The 15,076-nt window shown below is 58.7% G+C and carries 17 protein-coding genes; 4 read left to right on the top strand and 13 right to left on the bottom strand.

The window, feature by feature from the left end; genetic code table 11:
- Nucleotides 1-31: 31 nt before the first annotated feature.
- The 12 genes from EDC30_RS17240 to EDC30_RS17185 form a co-directional block, all read right to left on the bottom strand.
- Nucleotides 32-754, bottom strand: a complete 723-nt coding sequence (locus tag EDC30_RS17240) for an NAD(P)H-dependent oxidoreductase (RefSeq protein ID WP_132260100.1) — start codon at nucleotides 752-754, stop codon at nucleotides 32-34.
- 12 nt (nucleotides 755-766) lie between these two features.
- Nucleotides 767-1,564, bottom strand: coding sequence for a 2-oxo-3-hexenedioate decarboxylase (dmpH, locus tag EDC30_RS17235; RefSeq protein ID WP_132260099.1), 798 nt, complete (start codon nucleotides 1,562-1,564; stop codon nucleotides 767-769).
- Nucleotides 1,561-2,358, bottom strand: a complete 798-nt coding sequence (dmpE, locus tag EDC30_RS17230) for a 2-oxopent-4-enoate hydratase (RefSeq protein ID WP_132260098.1) — start codon at nucleotides 2,356-2,358, stop codon at nucleotides 1,561-1,563. Before dmpE ends, dmpH begins: the two co-directional genes overlap by 4 nt.
- 39 nt (nucleotides 2,359-2,397) lie before the next feature.
- A complete protein-coding gene (locus EDC30_RS17225) occupies nucleotides 2,398-2,817 on the bottom strand; it encodes a tautomerase family protein (protein ID WP_132260097.1) in 420 nt (139 codons plus the stop codon).
- Between the two features lie 24 nt (nucleotides 2,818-2,841).
- Entirely contained in the window at nucleotides 2,842-3,597 is a 756-nt protein-coding gene (locus tag EDC30_RS17220) for an SDR family NAD(P)-dependent oxidoreductase (RefSeq protein WP_132260096.1), read from the bottom strand.
- A gap of 21 nt (nucleotides 3,598-3,618) precedes the next feature.
- Nucleotides 3,619-4,653 carry a 4-hydroxy-2-oxovalerate aldolase gene (dmpG, locus tag EDC30_RS17215; RefSeq protein ID WP_207907322.1) on the bottom strand — a complete coding sequence of 345 codons (1,035 nt, stop codon included), beginning with the start codon at nucleotides 4,651-4,653 and terminating at the stop codon, nucleotides 3,619-3,621.
- Nucleotides 4,653-5,573: an acetaldehyde dehydrogenase (acetylating) gene (locus EDC30_RS17210; protein WP_132260094.1), complete on the bottom strand. Its 921-nt coding sequence runs from the start codon at nucleotides 5,571-5,573 to the stop codon at nucleotides 4,653-4,655. Before EDC30_RS17210 ends, dmpG begins: the two co-directional genes overlap by 1 nt.
- 16 nt (nucleotides 5,574-5,589) lie before the next feature.
- Nucleotides 5,590-6,669 (bottom strand): ABC transporter substrate-binding protein, encoded by a 1,080-nt coding sequence (locus EDC30_RS17205; protein WP_132260093.1) that lies wholly within the window; start codon nucleotides 6,667-6,669, stop codon nucleotides 5,590-5,592.
- A gap of 41 nt (nucleotides 6,670-6,710) precedes the next feature.
- Complete coding sequence (locus tag EDC30_RS17200; RefSeq protein ID WP_132260092.1) at nucleotides 6,711-7,529, bottom strand: ABC transporter permease; 819 nt, start codon at nucleotides 7,527-7,529, stop codon at nucleotides 6,711-6,713.
- Between the two features lie 5 nt (nucleotides 7,530-7,534).
- Nucleotides 7,535-8,341, bottom strand: coding sequence for an ABC transporter ATP-binding protein (locus EDC30_RS17195; RefSeq protein WP_243656839.1), 807 nt, complete (start codon nucleotides 8,339-8,341; stop codon nucleotides 7,535-7,537).
- 64 nt (nucleotides 8,342-8,405) lie between these two features.
- Nucleotides 8,406-9,089, bottom strand: coding sequence for a hypothetical protein (locus EDC30_RS17190; RefSeq protein ID WP_132260090.1), 684 nt, complete (start codon nucleotides 9,087-9,089; stop codon nucleotides 8,406-8,408).
- Nucleotides 9,089-9,409, bottom strand: a complete 321-nt coding sequence (locus EDC30_RS17185) for a YciI family protein (protein ID WP_132260089.1) — start codon at nucleotides 9,407-9,409, stop codon at nucleotides 9,089-9,091. The genes EDC30_RS17190 and EDC30_RS17185 overlap by 1 nt, the downstream gene beginning before the upstream one ends.
- A gap of 172 nt (nucleotides 9,410-9,581) precedes the next feature.
- Between EDC30_RS17185 and EDC30_RS17180 the strand changes: the two genes are divergently transcribed.
- Complete coding sequence (locus tag EDC30_RS17180) at nucleotides 9,582-10,487, top strand: LysR family transcriptional regulator (protein WP_132260088.1); 906 nt, start codon at nucleotides 9,582-9,584, stop codon at nucleotides 10,485-10,487.
- Nucleotides 10,488-10,515: 28 nt separating this feature from the next.
- Here the strand turns inward: EDC30_RS17180 and EDC30_RS17175 are convergent, their stop codons facing one another.
- Complete coding sequence (locus EDC30_RS17175) at nucleotides 10,516-11,304, bottom strand: metallophosphoesterase (protein ID WP_132260087.1); 789 nt, start codon at nucleotides 11,302-11,304, stop codon at nucleotides 10,516-10,518.
- Nucleotides 11,305-11,606: 302 nt separating this feature from the next.
- On the opposite strand from EDC30_RS17175, the gene EDC30_RS17170 reads away from it, so the two are divergent.
- The 3 genes from EDC30_RS17170 (at nucleotide 11,607) to EDC30_RS17160 (ending at nucleotide 15,059) form a co-directional block, all read left to right on the top strand.
- Complete coding sequence (locus tag EDC30_RS17170; RefSeq protein WP_243656838.1) at nucleotides 11,607-12,506, top strand: DMT family transporter; 900 nt, start codon at nucleotides 11,607-11,609, stop codon at nucleotides 12,504-12,506.
- Between the two features lie 329 nt (nucleotides 12,507-12,835).
- Nucleotides 12,836-13,228 carry a hypothetical protein gene (locus EDC30_RS17165; protein ID WP_132260085.1) on the top strand — a complete coding sequence of 131 codons (393 nt, stop codon included), beginning with the start codon at nucleotides 12,836-12,838 and terminating at the stop codon, nucleotides 13,226-13,228.
- A 13-nt stretch (nucleotides 13,229-13,241) separates the two neighbouring features.
- Nucleotides 13,242-15,059 (top strand): alpha/beta hydrolase, encoded by a 1,818-nt coding sequence (locus EDC30_RS17160; protein WP_165973868.1) that lies wholly within the window; start codon nucleotides 13,242-13,244, stop codon nucleotides 15,057-15,059.
- Nucleotides 15,060-15,076: the final 17 nt, after the last annotated feature.

Genomic DNA, 15,076 nt, shown 5'->3' with positions numbered 1-15,076 from the left:
CGGGTTCCCTCTTTAACAGAGGGAGCGTGTGTCAAATAGCCAAAGCAGATTTGTCCACCCTGGGATGCAACTTTTCGTCGAAGTCATCCATGCTGGGAAACCGCATTACCTCGGTAGACTCCAGCGCGTCCAGCCGCGCTGCATAGTCTTCCAGATATGCAGCACGCGCTTCGGCAGAAATATAAGGCACATGAAATGCCACGAATGGCGGCAACACCGCCATCCCCGTATAGGCCAGCGTCCCCTGCAAAATAGGCTTGAGCAGCAGTTCAAGCTCGCCGTGGATGCCATCCTTTTCGAACATATGCGGCTGCCCGCCCAGGCTGGTGGCCACCAAGGCCTTCTTTCCGGCTAGTCCGCCGCGGTCATAAAACCGCATGCCGCCATAGCAGTAGCCGGACACCAGCACGCGATCCACCCAACCTTTCATGATCGCGGGCATCGAGTACCAGTAAATCGGGAAGTTGAAGATAATCAGGTCTGCCCACTTCACCTTCTCCAGTTCCGCCATGATGTCCGGCGCCAGGGTGCCGTTTTTATAGGCGACGCGCTGTTCCATGGCATATACCAGGTAGTCAGGGTTGGCGCGCTCAAGAAAATCGTCGCCATCCGCGACCGCCTTGAACTTCATCGCATACAGGTCGGAGACGATCACTTCATGGCCATTGCCAAGCAACCGCTCCACCGCCAGGTTTTTCATGGCGGTGTTGAAGGATTTTTCCTCGTTATGCGCGAAGACGATCAAGACTTTCATGGCGACTGTCCTTCAGACAAAACGCACCGAGACACTGCCCAGGTCTTGGAAGCGCGCGATGATGCTGTCGCCGGCTTTCACATGAATCGCTTCGGTAATGCCGCCGCTCATCACGAAACTTCCTGCAGGCAGGGTCTCGCCCTGTGTATACAAGATGTTGACAAGGCAGGCGATCGCTTCCGCCGGATGACCGAGGACCGCAGCGGAAGCCCCGAGCGACACGATCTCGCCATTCTTTTCCATCACCGCGCCCAGCGTGCGCAAATCGACATCCTGCGGATAGCGCGCCCTGCCGCCACTGACCACGCGCGCGCTGGAACCGTTATCGGCGATGACGCTGGGCAGGTCGAACTTGAATGCCTTGAAACGCGAGTCGATAACTTCAATCGCCGGCAATACAAAGTCAGTCGCATCAAGCACCTGTTCTTTCGTGCAGTTCGGTCCTTGCAAGGCCTTTTTCGTCACGAAAGCCACTTCGCATTCGACGCGCGGATGCACCAGCTTGGAGATATCGATCGCCGAATTTTCAGGGCAAGCCATGTCATTCATCAGAAAGCCGATGCTTGGTTCATGAATGCCCATCTGGACCATCTTGGCTTTCGAAGTCAGACCGACCTTCCAGCCGATCAAGCGATTGCCGCGGGCAATCGAGCGCTGGCGCAATTCCTTTTGCACCGCATAGCCATCGGCGACGGTCATGCCCGGATATTCTTCGGTCAGTTTGGGGATCTCATAGGCGCGTAGTTGTGCGCCCTCGACGCGCTCGGTCAAACGGACGACTTCTTCGCGAGATAATGTGGTGCCGTTCATGCCGCGCTCCTTCCTGCAAATTTGACATGGCAGCTGCCGAGGCCGCCGACTGTGCATGCGAGTTCATCGCCATCGACGACCGATACCAGCGCCGACTGTGAACCGGAGAGGATCACTTCCCCCGCCTTGAATGGAATCCCCAGCGCGCCCAGCGTATTGGCCAGCCATGCAACCGCATTGGCAGGCGACCCCTGCACCGCGGCGCCGACCCCGGTGGAAAACAGTTCGCCATTTTTTTCCAGCACCATGCCGGCCATGGTGATATCCAGTGCGCGCGGATCGCCTTTGGTTTTCCCCAGAACGTAGACGCCGCAAGAAGCATTGTCCGCAATAGTGTCCTGAATCTTGATGTTCCAGTCCTTGATGCGCGAATCGACAATCTCGAAGCAGGGCACGACATAGTCGGTCGCGCGAATCACGTCCATTGCGGTAATGCCAGGGCCTTTCAAATCCTCTTTCAATACGAATGCCAGTTCGGCTTCCGCTTTTGGCTGGATCAACTTGCCAAGGTCGATGGTGTCGCCTTCCTGGTAAATCATGCCCGAAGTGAGCTGGCCGAAGTCAGGCTGGAATACGCCGAGAAAATCCTGCACCGCCTTGCTGGTGACGCCGATTTTTTTGCCGACGATTTTTTCGCCGGCGGCGACCCGGCGATCCACCATGCGCTGCTGGATCTTGTAGGCGTCGTCGATCGTGATGTCCGGTTCGCGTTCAATCAAGGGCGCCACCGTGGTCTGACCCAGGAAGGCCGTGTACAGCTCGTCTCCGTACTGTTCAATTTTTTTGGGATCCATGATCTTTGCAGTCATTATTAAGAAAAAGAAAATGCGGGCTCAGGATGCGTTCTCTTCGCGCGCCCGAATTTCAGCGAGGCGCACCACGCTGGCAGGTGTGCCGGCAATGCACCAGTTATCCGGATGGACTGGCGTACAGCTGCCTCGCACCAGGTCACGCTTGACGCCCAGGATGTTGACGATCAGCTCGGTGAAGCCGGCCATCAATCGGTGGCGTTCTTCAAGCGAGCGCCCTTCCAGCACGATGAAGCTGAAATAGGGTGCATCGGCTTGGCCGTACGCCACCATTTTTCCTCCCACGGCGAAGAGCGAGCGTTTATGTGGAGTAATGAAAGCGCGCACCCGTTCAATTGGCGACTGCAGGACTTCCGCATAAAGTTTGCTCGACTCCAGCAGCAGGCATTCCAGTTGACCTGGCGTGTATTTGTCTTCGACGATATGAAAGTTAACGACTGGCATGCGAGGTCTCCGTTTTTCAGCTGATCAAGGCAGTCCGCGCCGGCGTCCGGCATCGAGCATGAGGGTCGCGCCGGTCATGGCATCGGCCTCTTCCGCCAGCAGCATGGCCACTGCCCAGGCGACTTGCTTCGGCGTGGTGAACGCCTTAATGGACGACTCCGCTTTCATCTCGGTCAACACCTGTTCGACACTGATGCCACGATTGGCGGCACGATCGGCTGCGACGCGATGCAAGCGCTCGGTATCGGCAGGTCCCGGCGCAATCAGGTGAGCCGTCACGCCGCGTTCGCCGTAGGCCAGGCTTAACTGGCGCATGAGGTTGATCAGGGCGGCATTGGCAATTCCGGCCGCCGCCGCATAAGCCGTCGGCTCCAGGCCATAATGGCCGCCAATGGCGACCAGCCGCGAATGTGGCAGCAGTCGGTCATCGACTGCCCGTGTCAGGCGCAACATGCCGCCCACCTTGATGTTGACCGAGTCGACTACCGCCGCAGTCGGAGCCGCCAGAATGCCGCCGGCGACCGCCACGCCCGGACCGTGCACCACCATCCGCACCGGCCGGTCGAGCGTGGCGCGAATCTTCTCGATCGCGCTGTCGTCGCTGATGTCGGCCGCGCAAGGAATCAGATTGGCAAACCGGTCCTGCAACGATGCCAGCGAACTTGCTGTTCTCGCTACGGCAATGACGCCGAGCCCTGCGGCTGTGAGGGATGCAACGATCTCCGTGCCGAATGATCCGGTGGCGCCGACAACGACTGCTAATTCTTTAAATATTGACATGGCCAGTTCCTGTGAAAGCGTTCAGCTCGGGAGCAGGCCGCGTTCCTTGGCCATGGTCATCGCGGTGTCTTCGATCATGTCTTCCTGGCCGCCGATCAGCTTTTTCTTGCCGAGCTCGATCAGGATTTCACGTGCCGACACGCCGTATTTCGCGGCAGCGCGGCGCGCGAACAGCAGGAAGGTCGAATACACGCCGGCGTAACCGATGGTCAGCGACTCGCGGTCGACCCGCACCAGCTGGTCCATCAGCGGCAGGATCACGTCTTCGGCCACATCCATCATCTTGAACAGGTCGACGCCGGTCTGGATACCCATGCGTTCGCATACTGCGGCAAACACTTCCAGCGGGGTGTTGCCGGCGCCGGCGCCAAGGCCGCCCACCGAGCCGTCGATGCGGTTGGCGCCGGCTTCGATGGCGGCGATGGAATTGGCGATTCCCATGCCGAGGTTATGATGGCCGTGGAAGCCCAACTGGGTCTTGGGATCCAGCGCATTGCGCAGCAGGCCGATGCGGGCGCGCACGTCTTCCGGCAGCATGTAGCCGGCCGAGTCGGTCACGTAGACGCAGTTGGCGCCATAGGATTCCATCTGCAAGCCTTGCTTCAGCAACCCTTCCGGCGAATTCAGATGCGACATCATCAGGAACCCAGTGGTGTCCATCCCCATGCCGCGGGCGTAGGCGATGTGCTGCTCGGCGACGTCGGCTTCGGTACAGTGGGTTGCCACATGAACGCTATGCACGCCACACTCGCGCGCCGAGCGCAACTGGTCCATCGTACCCAGGCCCGGCACCAGCAAGACGGATACCTTGGCGCGTTTGAGTTTGGGGATGACCGCGTTCAGGTATTCTTCATTGGTGTGACGTGACCGGCCGTAGTTCAGCGATGAGCCGCCCAATCCATCGCCATGCGTGACTTGAATCAGGGGCACGCCGGCATCGTCCAGCGCGGTCGCGACGCGCACCATCTCGTCCAGCGTCATCTGATGACGCTTTGCATGCATGCCGTCGCGCAGGCACATGTCATGCAACATGACTTTTCTTCCTTTAAGGGACATCATACCGTCTCCATTGTTTTCGATTGGGCCTTGAAACGTCCGGCATTCATCTCTTCGGCAAACATTTCAGCGGTACGGGTCGCAGCGGCGGTCATGATGTCGAGGTTGCCCGCATAGGCGGGCAGAAAATCTCCCAAGCCCTTCACCTCCAGATATATCGAGACCTGATGACCGTCGAACACGGGGCCGTTCACCAGCCGGTAACCCGGCACATATTTCTGCACTTCGGCGATCATGGCTTTCACCGACCTGGTGATGGCTTCCTGGTCGGGCAGCTCATCGGTTTCGCAGTAGATCGTGTTCCGCATGACCATCGGCGGCTCAGCCGGGTTGATAATGGCCATGGCCTTGCCCAGCTTGGCGCCGCCGATTTTTTCGATAGCGTTCGAGGTGGTATAGGTGAACTCGTCGAGGTTCTTGCGTGTTCCCGGGCCGATCGACAGGGAGGCCAGGCTGGCGATGATTTCACCGTAGCTCACGGATTGGATGCTGGACACTGCGTAGACCATCGGGATGGTCGCCTGCCCGGCACAGGAAATCATGTTGACGTTCATTTCGCCTTTGCCGGCGTGTTCGCGCAGGTTCACTGGCGGGATACACAGCGGGCCAATGGCGGCTGGCGTAAGGTCGATCATCAGCACGCCCAGCGCATTGAGCTTGCGTGAGTTCTCGGCGTGCACATAAGCCGAAGTCGCGTCGAAAGCGATCTGAATGCCGTCTTCCTGCACGTGCGGCAGCAATCCCTCGATCCCGGCAGCGGTGGTTTTTAAGCCCATCTCGCGAGCCCGCTTGAGCCCTTCCGATTCGGCGTCGATGCCGACCATCCACACCGGCTCCAGCAGCGGGCTGCGCTTGAGCTTGTAAATCAGATCGGTGCCGATGTTGCCGGAGCCGATCAGCGCGCATTTAATCTTTTTCATAAGGTTCTCCAGGCAATCACTTTTTCCACTCTTTAGCGGCCTTGCGCACCGCTGCGCGGTCGAACTCATTGATGCAAGCCGTCAGCGCCGAGGTTGCCACGCTGGAAACGGCCGGGGTTTTTTCCGGTGTCCCTTTATCCTTGTACAGCAGCTCGGCGTATTGCTTGAATTTTTCCTCATCGATCACGCCATATTTTTCGCCGGGGCCAAAGCCTACGTTGAAGATATCAGCGATGTATTTCAATTCGGCGACTGCCTTTTTGATTTCCTCGGGATTGTTGGCTGGGACACGGGCAGCCGGATTGAAGTCCCAATACAATTGCAGGGCGGCTTCCGGGTTCTCAGCGGCGAACAATGAGCTCTTGGCCAGCGCCCGCCCATAACCGCACAGGGCTTTCTGCTTGGTCGCGATGGTGGCGTCCGATGCCATCGAGGCCAGATTGCCGAAGGTGCCAAGGGTTGGATGGTTGAAGTAAGTGAACTGCTGGCCATTGCGCTCCATCGCCGCGTACATCACATCCCACATCGCCAGTGCCTGCACTTTGCCGCTGCGCAGCGCGGTCAATGCCTGGTCGCCCACGCCGACCGGCACAAAGGTATCGGCGGTCGGCGTGACGCCTGCACTCAGCAATATCGATTTGGCCACGGTAAGCGACGCGCTGCCGAGATTGCTGACGCCGATCTTCACGCCCTTGAGGTTTGCCGGCGACGTGATGTTTGAGCCCTTGGGCACCGCAATGTTGTACATCAGGGTCTTGTGGTTTAGCAGGAATGCCTTGGCCTTGACACCATTTTCCTGACCGAGCAGCAGCGGCTCGACCGTGGCCAGGGCAATGTCTGCATTATTGGACGCCATCAGCTGCACAGCGGTCGAGGCGTTAGCGGTATTACGAATTTCCAGGTCGATTCCTTCGGCCTTGAAATAGCCGAGCTGCTGGCCGACGTACAGGCCAAGCAGAGTATAGGTCGGCACCGGCGCGCCGCCTTGCACCGTGAGCTTGGTCTGGGCTTGCACGGCGCCGGCTGCAAAAGCGAACGTGATAGCTACCGAAGCGGCTGTTACTTTCTTGATGCTGCGATTGAGAATCTTGTTCATGTCGTCTCCGTTATTAGTTTTGAATCAGGTTCAAATCAATGTCACACGCCGCGAATTTCTTCTGCCGGCCCCCAGAACACCAATTTCTTGGACAGTGCCTTGATGATCACGCTTAATACGATGCCCACCGTCGACAACACCACCAGCACCGAGAACACGCCCGCCACATCCATTGCCGCCTGGCGCTGGATGATCAACGCGCCCAAGCCACGGGAAGCGCCGAGGAATTCGCCGACGATTGCGCCGATCACCGAAAACACCATGGCGATCTGCAGCCCGGCCATCAGGTAAGGCAGCGCATTGGGCAACTGCACCATGCGGAAGATTTGCCAGCGCGAGGCTTTCATCACGCGCATCAGCAGAATCTGGCGCGGGTCAGAACCGCGAAAGCCGACCACCGCATTCACCACGATCGGATAGAAAGCGATCAGCGCCACGATGACGACCTTGGAGCTGATGCCGAAGCCGAACCAGATGATCAGCAGCGGCGCGATCGCCGGTTTTGGAATCGTCTGCAGGCAGGTGATGTAGGGCGACAGGATCTTGTCGGCGATCGGGATCAGCGCGATCGCGGCGCCGAACAGCAGGCCGAGCACGGTGGCCAGCGCAAAGCCCAGCAGGATTTCGGCCAGCGTGTAGTAGATGTCAACGCGCACGCTTTCATGCATCAGGTCGGCGTACAGCTGCATGACGACCTTGGACGGCGAGGGCAGCAGGTAGCCGGGGATAACGCCGGCCCGGACGCAGTATTCCCAGCCGCCCAGCAGCACCACGGCCACAACGACGGAAAGTACGCTGCCGGTGTCGAAACGGGGCAGACGGCGCACAGGAGTAATGGTTGCTGATATGACCTGGCTCATGGTGTTTATAACTCCGTAGTAGCGGACAACAGGCCGCGGATGTGGGAAACATATTTTCCGAAAGCCGCCGAAGTGGTATCGGTCAGCTGGCGCGGACGCGGCAAGTCGATGTCGATAATTTCCTGCACCTTCGACGGCCGGGCCGACATCACCACCACGCGGTCCGACAGCAGCACCGATTCGGGGATCGAGTGGGTAATGAAAAGCACCGTCTTCTTGCTCTCCATCCAGATGCGCTGCAGTTCCTGGGTCATGGTTTCGCGCGTCAAGGCATCGAGCGCACCGAATGGCTCGTCCATCAGCAACAGCGACGGATCGCTGACCAGCGCGCGGGCGATCGAGGTGCGCTGCTGCATGCCGCCGGACAGCTCGGACGGGTACTTGTTCTCGAACCCCTTGAGCCCGACCAGCTCGATCAGCTCGCGGGCACGCCGCTCGTACTTGGCGCGCTCCAGGCCCATGACCTCGATCGGCAGACAGACGTTCTGGAACACGGTGCGCCATGGCAGCAGCACCGCATCCTGGAACACCATGCCGAGATCGGGACTGTCGGCGCCGGCGGGCAAACCGTGGAACCGGATCGAGCCGCTGGTCGGCTGCAAGAGCTTGCCGATCATTTTCATCAATGTGCTCTTGCCGCAGCCGGAAGGGCCGACTATGGAAATGAACTCGCCCTTGCTGACGCTGAACGAGACCTTTTCGATTGCATTGATCGGACCGTTACGGGTGTCGTAACGTTTCTCCAGGCCGCTCACCTCAATGAATGGCGTCATCCTGGGAGTCGGGGTTAGCCGTGCCACATTCTCTACCATGCTTGTCTCCAGGCCGCGTGTGTCCGCGGCCTTTTAATTGAAATTTTTACTTCCCATACTGGCGTTAGCCGGGCAGCTGGATTTCCTCTTCCAGGTAGCGGTAATACTGCTGCGACTTCGGCTTTTGCGCGTCTTCAGGCTTGACGTACGAGATCGTCGATTTGCCGGAATACGCGCTCGGGATAACCATCACGCGGATGAAATTGGCCGGGCCCTTGTCCCAGACCTTGGCGTACACAGGTTCCGGTCCGCGTTCCAGCCAGGTTACGCCCGGCTTGATGGTCCACTGCTTGCCGAGCGAATCGTGGAAGAATTCGCCGGTATGGACGCAGCGCACGCCCGGCGCGGCATGGATATGCGTCAGCGCTTCGCCGCTTGGCGGGAAGGCGACCCGGTCGCAGCGGATCGAGAATTGGCGTTCGTCGTCCGGCAGCGGCAACGGGTACGCGCCCTTGTTCTCGCTGACGACGCCGGCGCCGTGCGCCAGCGTGGCGGCATCGTCGGATTCCACCGGCACCAGTTCCCAGCGCCATACGGTGGCCGGGCCGACGGCGGCTTCGATGGTGGTCTCGGTTTGCACCAGCTGCGCATTGTCTTCGCTGAGGATGCGGCGGCGGCCACCTTCGATAATGCGCACGTTGCCGGTACGGCAATAGACGACGCGCATTGCCGGGTCCAGGGTAATGCTGGCGCCGGCTTCCAGTTGATCATGCACGACGCGCAATTTGAGATTTTCCTTGATTGCCATTAGTGGGCCTCCTTGATGATGGGCTTGATGTTGTAATGGGGGGCGACGCGGAAGTTGTGCACTTCCATGCGCGCCCAGACGTTGCCGATCTTGTAAGGATCGGTGTTGAACCATTCGTCGAGCTCGGCGCGGGTTTCGAACTGGATGACGGCGGCCGAGCCGATCACATCGCCAGCCTCGTTGAGCAAGGCGCCGCCAATCAACAGGTGGTTCGCATGCTGGTAGTGCTCGGCACGCTTGAGATGGTCGGGGCGGATTTTGGCGCGGCGCTCTTGTGCGCCGGCATCGGTTGCGTCGTACAGGAAGATTAAAAATTGCATGTTTTTGTCTCGCTAGTCGTCTTGTAATTGGTTCGCTTTTGGCGCCGATTCCAGATTCGGCGTCAGTGCGTATGTGGTAAATTAGCGGCAACAGGCAATACTTTCCAATACCAAATTAGCCTAAATCCCATACCTAAATCGTATGGGCGTTTCTCCGGAGACTTTCCAGATCATGGATTTTCGTCAGCTTAAATATTTCATGGCGGTCGCCGAAGAATCGAACATGGGGCGCGCCGCAGCGCGGCTGCATATCTCGCAACCGCCCTTGACGCGTCAGATTCAGCTATTGGAAGAGACCGTCGGCGCGACGCTGTTCCTGCGCACCGCCAAAGGCATGGAATTGACCGATGCCGGACGCATGTTTCTTGATGGCGTGCGTAATATTTTTGAGCTGATCGAACAGACTACGGAGAGGACCCAACGCGCCGAGGCCGGCCAGCTCGGCCGCATCGATGTCGGTGTCTTCGGTTCCAGTATCCTGAGCCTGATCCCGGGACTGCTGCTGAGTTATCGGACCATTTATCCGGATGTGAAAATCGTGCTGCATACCATGGGCAAGAAGGAGCAGATCGATGCGCTACGAAATCATACCCTGGCAGTAGGGTTTAACCGGCTGGTCTGGGATACGCCCGACATTACGGCGGAAGTCTTGATGAATGAACGGCTATACGTCGCCGTGAATCAAACCCATGCGCTGGCGCGGCAAAAGGAAATCGCCTTCTCCGCACTGGCAAACAATCCGGTGGTGCTATTCCCCAGCGGTTCGCGGCCGAATTTCATCGACTATGTCATGGAACTGTGCCTCGCCGAAGGCTTCCACATGCAGGCGACGCAGGAAGTTGCTGATGCTGTGACCGGCGTCGCTCTGGTTGGCGGCGGTTTCGGCATTTGCCTGGTGCCGGAGTCTGCTACCGCACTGCAGATACCCAATGTCGTCTACCGCCCCATCAAGAAGGTGCCTGCGCCAACGGTGGACCTGAGCTGCCTGTACCGCAAGGAAGACCAGTCGCCCATCCTGCATAATTTTTTGAATGTGGCGCGGGTGTACTGCAAATCGCATAGCCATGCCGGGCTTTGAATTTTGTGTGACGGCGGAGTAAAACGCGCTAGCTGACTTCAACCACTCGGCGCGAATCGAAGACGGGATTTTCCCATACCAGTTGTTCGGGCGAAGCCGCCGCCAGGCGGTTGGTGGCATAGCCGCGCGGATTGGTGACGACGCGCGTGCCGGCGACTTCATAGTCGAAGCTGTCATGCACGTGGCCGTGAATCCATAGCTGGGCACGTCCCAGCAGTGGAGTCAAGTCGCTGACGAAGGCGGCATTGATGATTGAACCGGCAAAACGGGCATGCACCGATTCCGGATGCGGACCATGGTGACTGACCACGACAGTCGGACCGGCAAAGCTCTCGGCAAGCTTGTTCTCCAGCCAATGACGCGATTGCGCATGAATGTGCTGTGCATCGCGCGCGGAAAACACATCCACGCCGAATCTGATCAAGCGATGATCGGGCAATGTGCCTTCAGCTGCCTGCATGGCCGAGTCCATCTCGTAGGGAGGCAGGCAGTAATCGGTCCACAGGCAGCAGCCGAGAAATCGCACGCCCTGGATGACTACCTCATCCCGCTCCAGGAAATGCACGTTGCTTCCCTGTGCCCTGGCGCGCAGCGCCTTCAGCATCGCGCCGTACTCATGGCGATACAGCTCATGGTTGCCATGCACGTACACCACCGGCACCGGCCAGTCGGCGAAGGTGTCGATCGCCATGGGACCGTGATGAATATCGCCGGCGATCACTAACACATCGGCTTCAGCCGGCTGGATGATGCGGTAACCGGGGAATTGCTTTTCGAGGAATTCGTAATGCAGGTCAGACGCGAACTGGATTTTCATGCGGATCGTTTTGGATGAATCGATACAGGTCGAAGCGTCAAGTCATGCCGGGCATTGTAACGGCTTGCTTAATGATTGGCAGAGGATTGACAGATTGCTCATGCCTATCGCTATGACTACGAACCTCCGGCTTCAGCTCCTGGCAGCGACGGCGATATGATTTTTTTCTTTCGTTGCCATTCTATAATTCATACAACAACGCACTCGTGGCAGTCTGACTTTGCCAAAATAAGGTATCCTTGCAGCCTCGTCCGTTCATGCATGTCCACGGCGGACGTCAATCCTACCTCACGAGTTTTCTGTTGAATCAGCCCCTGAATTTCACCACGGTACTTATGTTGCTCACCCCGCCATTCCTATGGGCTGGCAACGCCATTGCCGGACGTATGCTGAGCAATCTGGCATCACCTTTTATCATCAACTTCGTGCGCTGGTTGGTGGCACTAGTGATTTTGCTGCCGCTCGGACGAACGGTACTGCGCCGTGACAGCGGTCTATGGCCGCACTGGAAGCGCTTTGCCATGCTCGGCCTGTTGGGCACCAGCCTCTACAATGGCTTGCTGTACCTGGCGCTGCATACGTCCGCGCCTATCAATGTCACGCTGGTCGGCGCCAGCATGCCCATCTTCATGATGGCGATCGGCCGCATTTTTTTCGGCGTGCATTTCACCGGCAAGCAGATCGTCGGCGCGCTCCTGTCAATCATCGGCGTCGTCATCGTGCTATGCCGCGGCGACTTGCATGCCCTGCTGACGCTGCACCTGGTGCTCGGCGATACGATCATGATCGTCGCCACGATCCTTTGGTCGATCTATAGCTGGATGCTGGCGCGTCCGACCGAACCGGCGTCGATCCGTCAGAACTGGAGCAGCGCCATTCTGGCACAAGTCATGTTTGGCGCGGCCTGGTCAGCCGTGTTTGCCGCAGGCGAATGGACGCTGGGACAGACGCATTTCCATTGGGGCTGGACGCTTGCACTGGGCTTGCTGTATGTCTCGACCGCACCAGCCATCATCGCACTGGGCTTGTGGAGTGTCGGCGTGGCGCGGGTAGGTCCAAATATCGCAGCGTTTTTCACCAACCTGATCCCGCTTTTTACGGCGCTCATGTCCTCTGCCATCCTCGGTGAATTGCCGCAGCTGTACCATGGCGCTGCTTTCGTGCTCATCGTCTGTGGCATTGTCCTGTCGTCGCGTCGCTAGGCGCCTTCACTATTTTTCCTTCCTTTTAACACGCTTGCCGCAACGTGCACACTCGCTGCGGCAAGCGCGTTTCCTCGTTACCGCCCCCTCCTTTACCTTGGCTTGCAATTGCCGGGAGTCACGCATTCATTCAAGAGAAAAATAACTGGTATTACAACTAGTTAATTGTCTTATATCTTGCATCGCACCATAATCAGCCCGTCTCCTCCCTGCCTACCCGGCAAGGATCCAGCCCGTTGCGACACGTAGCGGCGTTTCTGACCTGGCATGCTGCAACGCCGCATCCACGGCCTGCAGCATGCGCATTTCTTAAACCAGTCGGAGAAAACATGAAGAAAACCATACCGATGCTGCTGCTGGGATGTCTCGCAGCTCCAGGGCTATACGCGGCGAATAACGTTCGCCTGGATTCCTATTCGATCGAAAAGAAGGCGCTGGTCGCGCCGCAGGCGGCACGCGATGCCGCCGGTGCCGAACGCAGCTTCCATGCCGTGTACCTGGTGAAGGTCAAGGGCATCGTGCCGACCAACTATGCGCTGCCGGTGCAGCTCTTCGTCGGCGATATCCCGGTGCGCGAATACGGCGCCACCAGGGATGGCATCTATTTCAAGGTGTACGACCCGCAAGTGCTGAAAAAAATGAATGGCAAGCCCTTCCGCTACGCCACCGTCGGCAAGGCCGCCCAACAAACCGCGCTCGTCTTCAAAGCGCCGGCAGAATAAGGGAGAACGGCACATGAGCATCCTGAAAAACCTGGCGGCACGCGCCGCCTTCATGCTGGCCGCGCTGGCCGGCTTCACGCAACCTGCGCACGCCGGCTACGGCGACCCCGGCACCTATGCCGTGATCCAGGAATCCTACGGCAGCTGGACTGGCGGCGCCAACACCACCACCGATATCACCAGTTACTTCAATTCGCCGGCCTATCATGTCAGCGAAGTGCTGGGCATTACCATGGACAAGGCGCCGCTGCGCGCGACCGTCTACCGGCCCAACGCCACCGGCAAGTTCCCCATCGTCTTCATCTTGCATGGCAACCATGCGCCGGAAGAGCCGAGCTTCCAGGGCCACGCTTACCTGCAGCAGCACCTGGCCAGCCATGGCTACATCGCCGTCGCCGTCGACGAGGATTTCCTCAACGGCGCCTTCGGTGAAATAGATGCGCGCGCCATCGTCCTGCTGCGCCACATGCAGCTGTGGCGCAAGTGGAGCACCACCTTCGGCAACCAGTATTACAACAAGGTCGACATGACCAAGATCGCCCTGGTCGGCCATTCGCGCGGCGGCGAAGCGATCTCGGTGGCGAAGGTATTGAACAACCTCCATTCGTCCAGCCTGACCACTGCGCCGGACTATTACAAGTTCAATATCGCCGCGCTCTTCTCGATCGCGCCGACCGACAAGTACATCCTGACGGACACCGATCCGAAGACGCAATTGCCGTACTTCGCCAATCCTGCCAATCCGAACGACCCGGCGCAGTCGACGCCGATCGTGCTGGATGATGTCGGCTATGCCACGCTGTACGGCTCGCACGATGAAGACGTCGGCTTCTTCTATGGCCAGAACCAGTTCGAGCGCGCGCAGCGCGCCACGCTCGGCACGCCGACCCATATCAAGGCGGCCTACATGGTCGATGGCGCCAACCACAAGCACTTCAACAGCATCTGGGCCGCACCTTGCGTGGCCGGTTATCAAAGCGAGGCTTGCGCCGACGCGGCATTCCATGTGCGCCCATTGTCCGGCCTGATCCGTCCGGACCAGAGCCAGCAAACCTTGAAGGTGTACCTGACCGCTTATCTGAAGAATGTGCTGGGCGCGACCAACACCACCGATGTCTTGACCAACAAGACGCCGGACAACAGCCTGCCGGCCGGCGTGACGATTACGCCGCGCTACCAGGACAAGGGCAGGGTCGTGCTGAATCACTATGAGGAAGATGCCAATACGGCGACGGGTTCGCGCAGCGGCGTGACCAATGCCGGTTCCAGCCTGTTCGAGATGGAAGAGATGTACACCTTCCCGAATGAGATCTGGTTCTTCGGCTCGCCCATGGCATATCAGAATTATCCGCACACTTACCTGGCCACCAATGCACTGCGCCTGGCGTGGCAAAGCAATGCCGCGGAATACCGCCTGAATTTCGCCACGACCGCCACGGTGGGCTCGCTGGTCAGCACTTATCCGGTATTGTCCTTCGACGTCGGCCAGATGTACGAATTCGTTCAGGACAAGAATCCGAAGGGGATGGACCAGGATTTCACCGTGCAATTGCTGATCAACTACCTTGGTGTTACCTATGCCAGCAATGCGCTGCCGGTATCAAACTATGCGCGCCTGACTTATCCCGACCGTGCCTACCAGATGGGCGGCGAAGATAACATCGGCAGCGACTTTACCCACACGATGCTGCGCACGGTGCGTATTCCCATGGCGGATTTCGTCGCCGGCAGACCGCTGCTGGCGCTCAACCAGATCAAGGGGATCGTCTTCAAGTTCGACCGCAAGCCAAGCGGCCGCGTGCTGATCGATAACATCCAGGTCAGCAAGTAAGACTTCTCCCGTGTGCC

This window comes from Paucimonas lemoignei, assembly GCF_004342585.1.
Classification (GTDB): domain Bacteria; phylum Pseudomonadota; class Gammaproteobacteria; order Burkholderiales; family Burkholderiaceae_D; genus Paucimonas; species Paucimonas lemoignei.
This window is presented reverse-complemented; position numbering and strand designations above follow the sequence as displayed.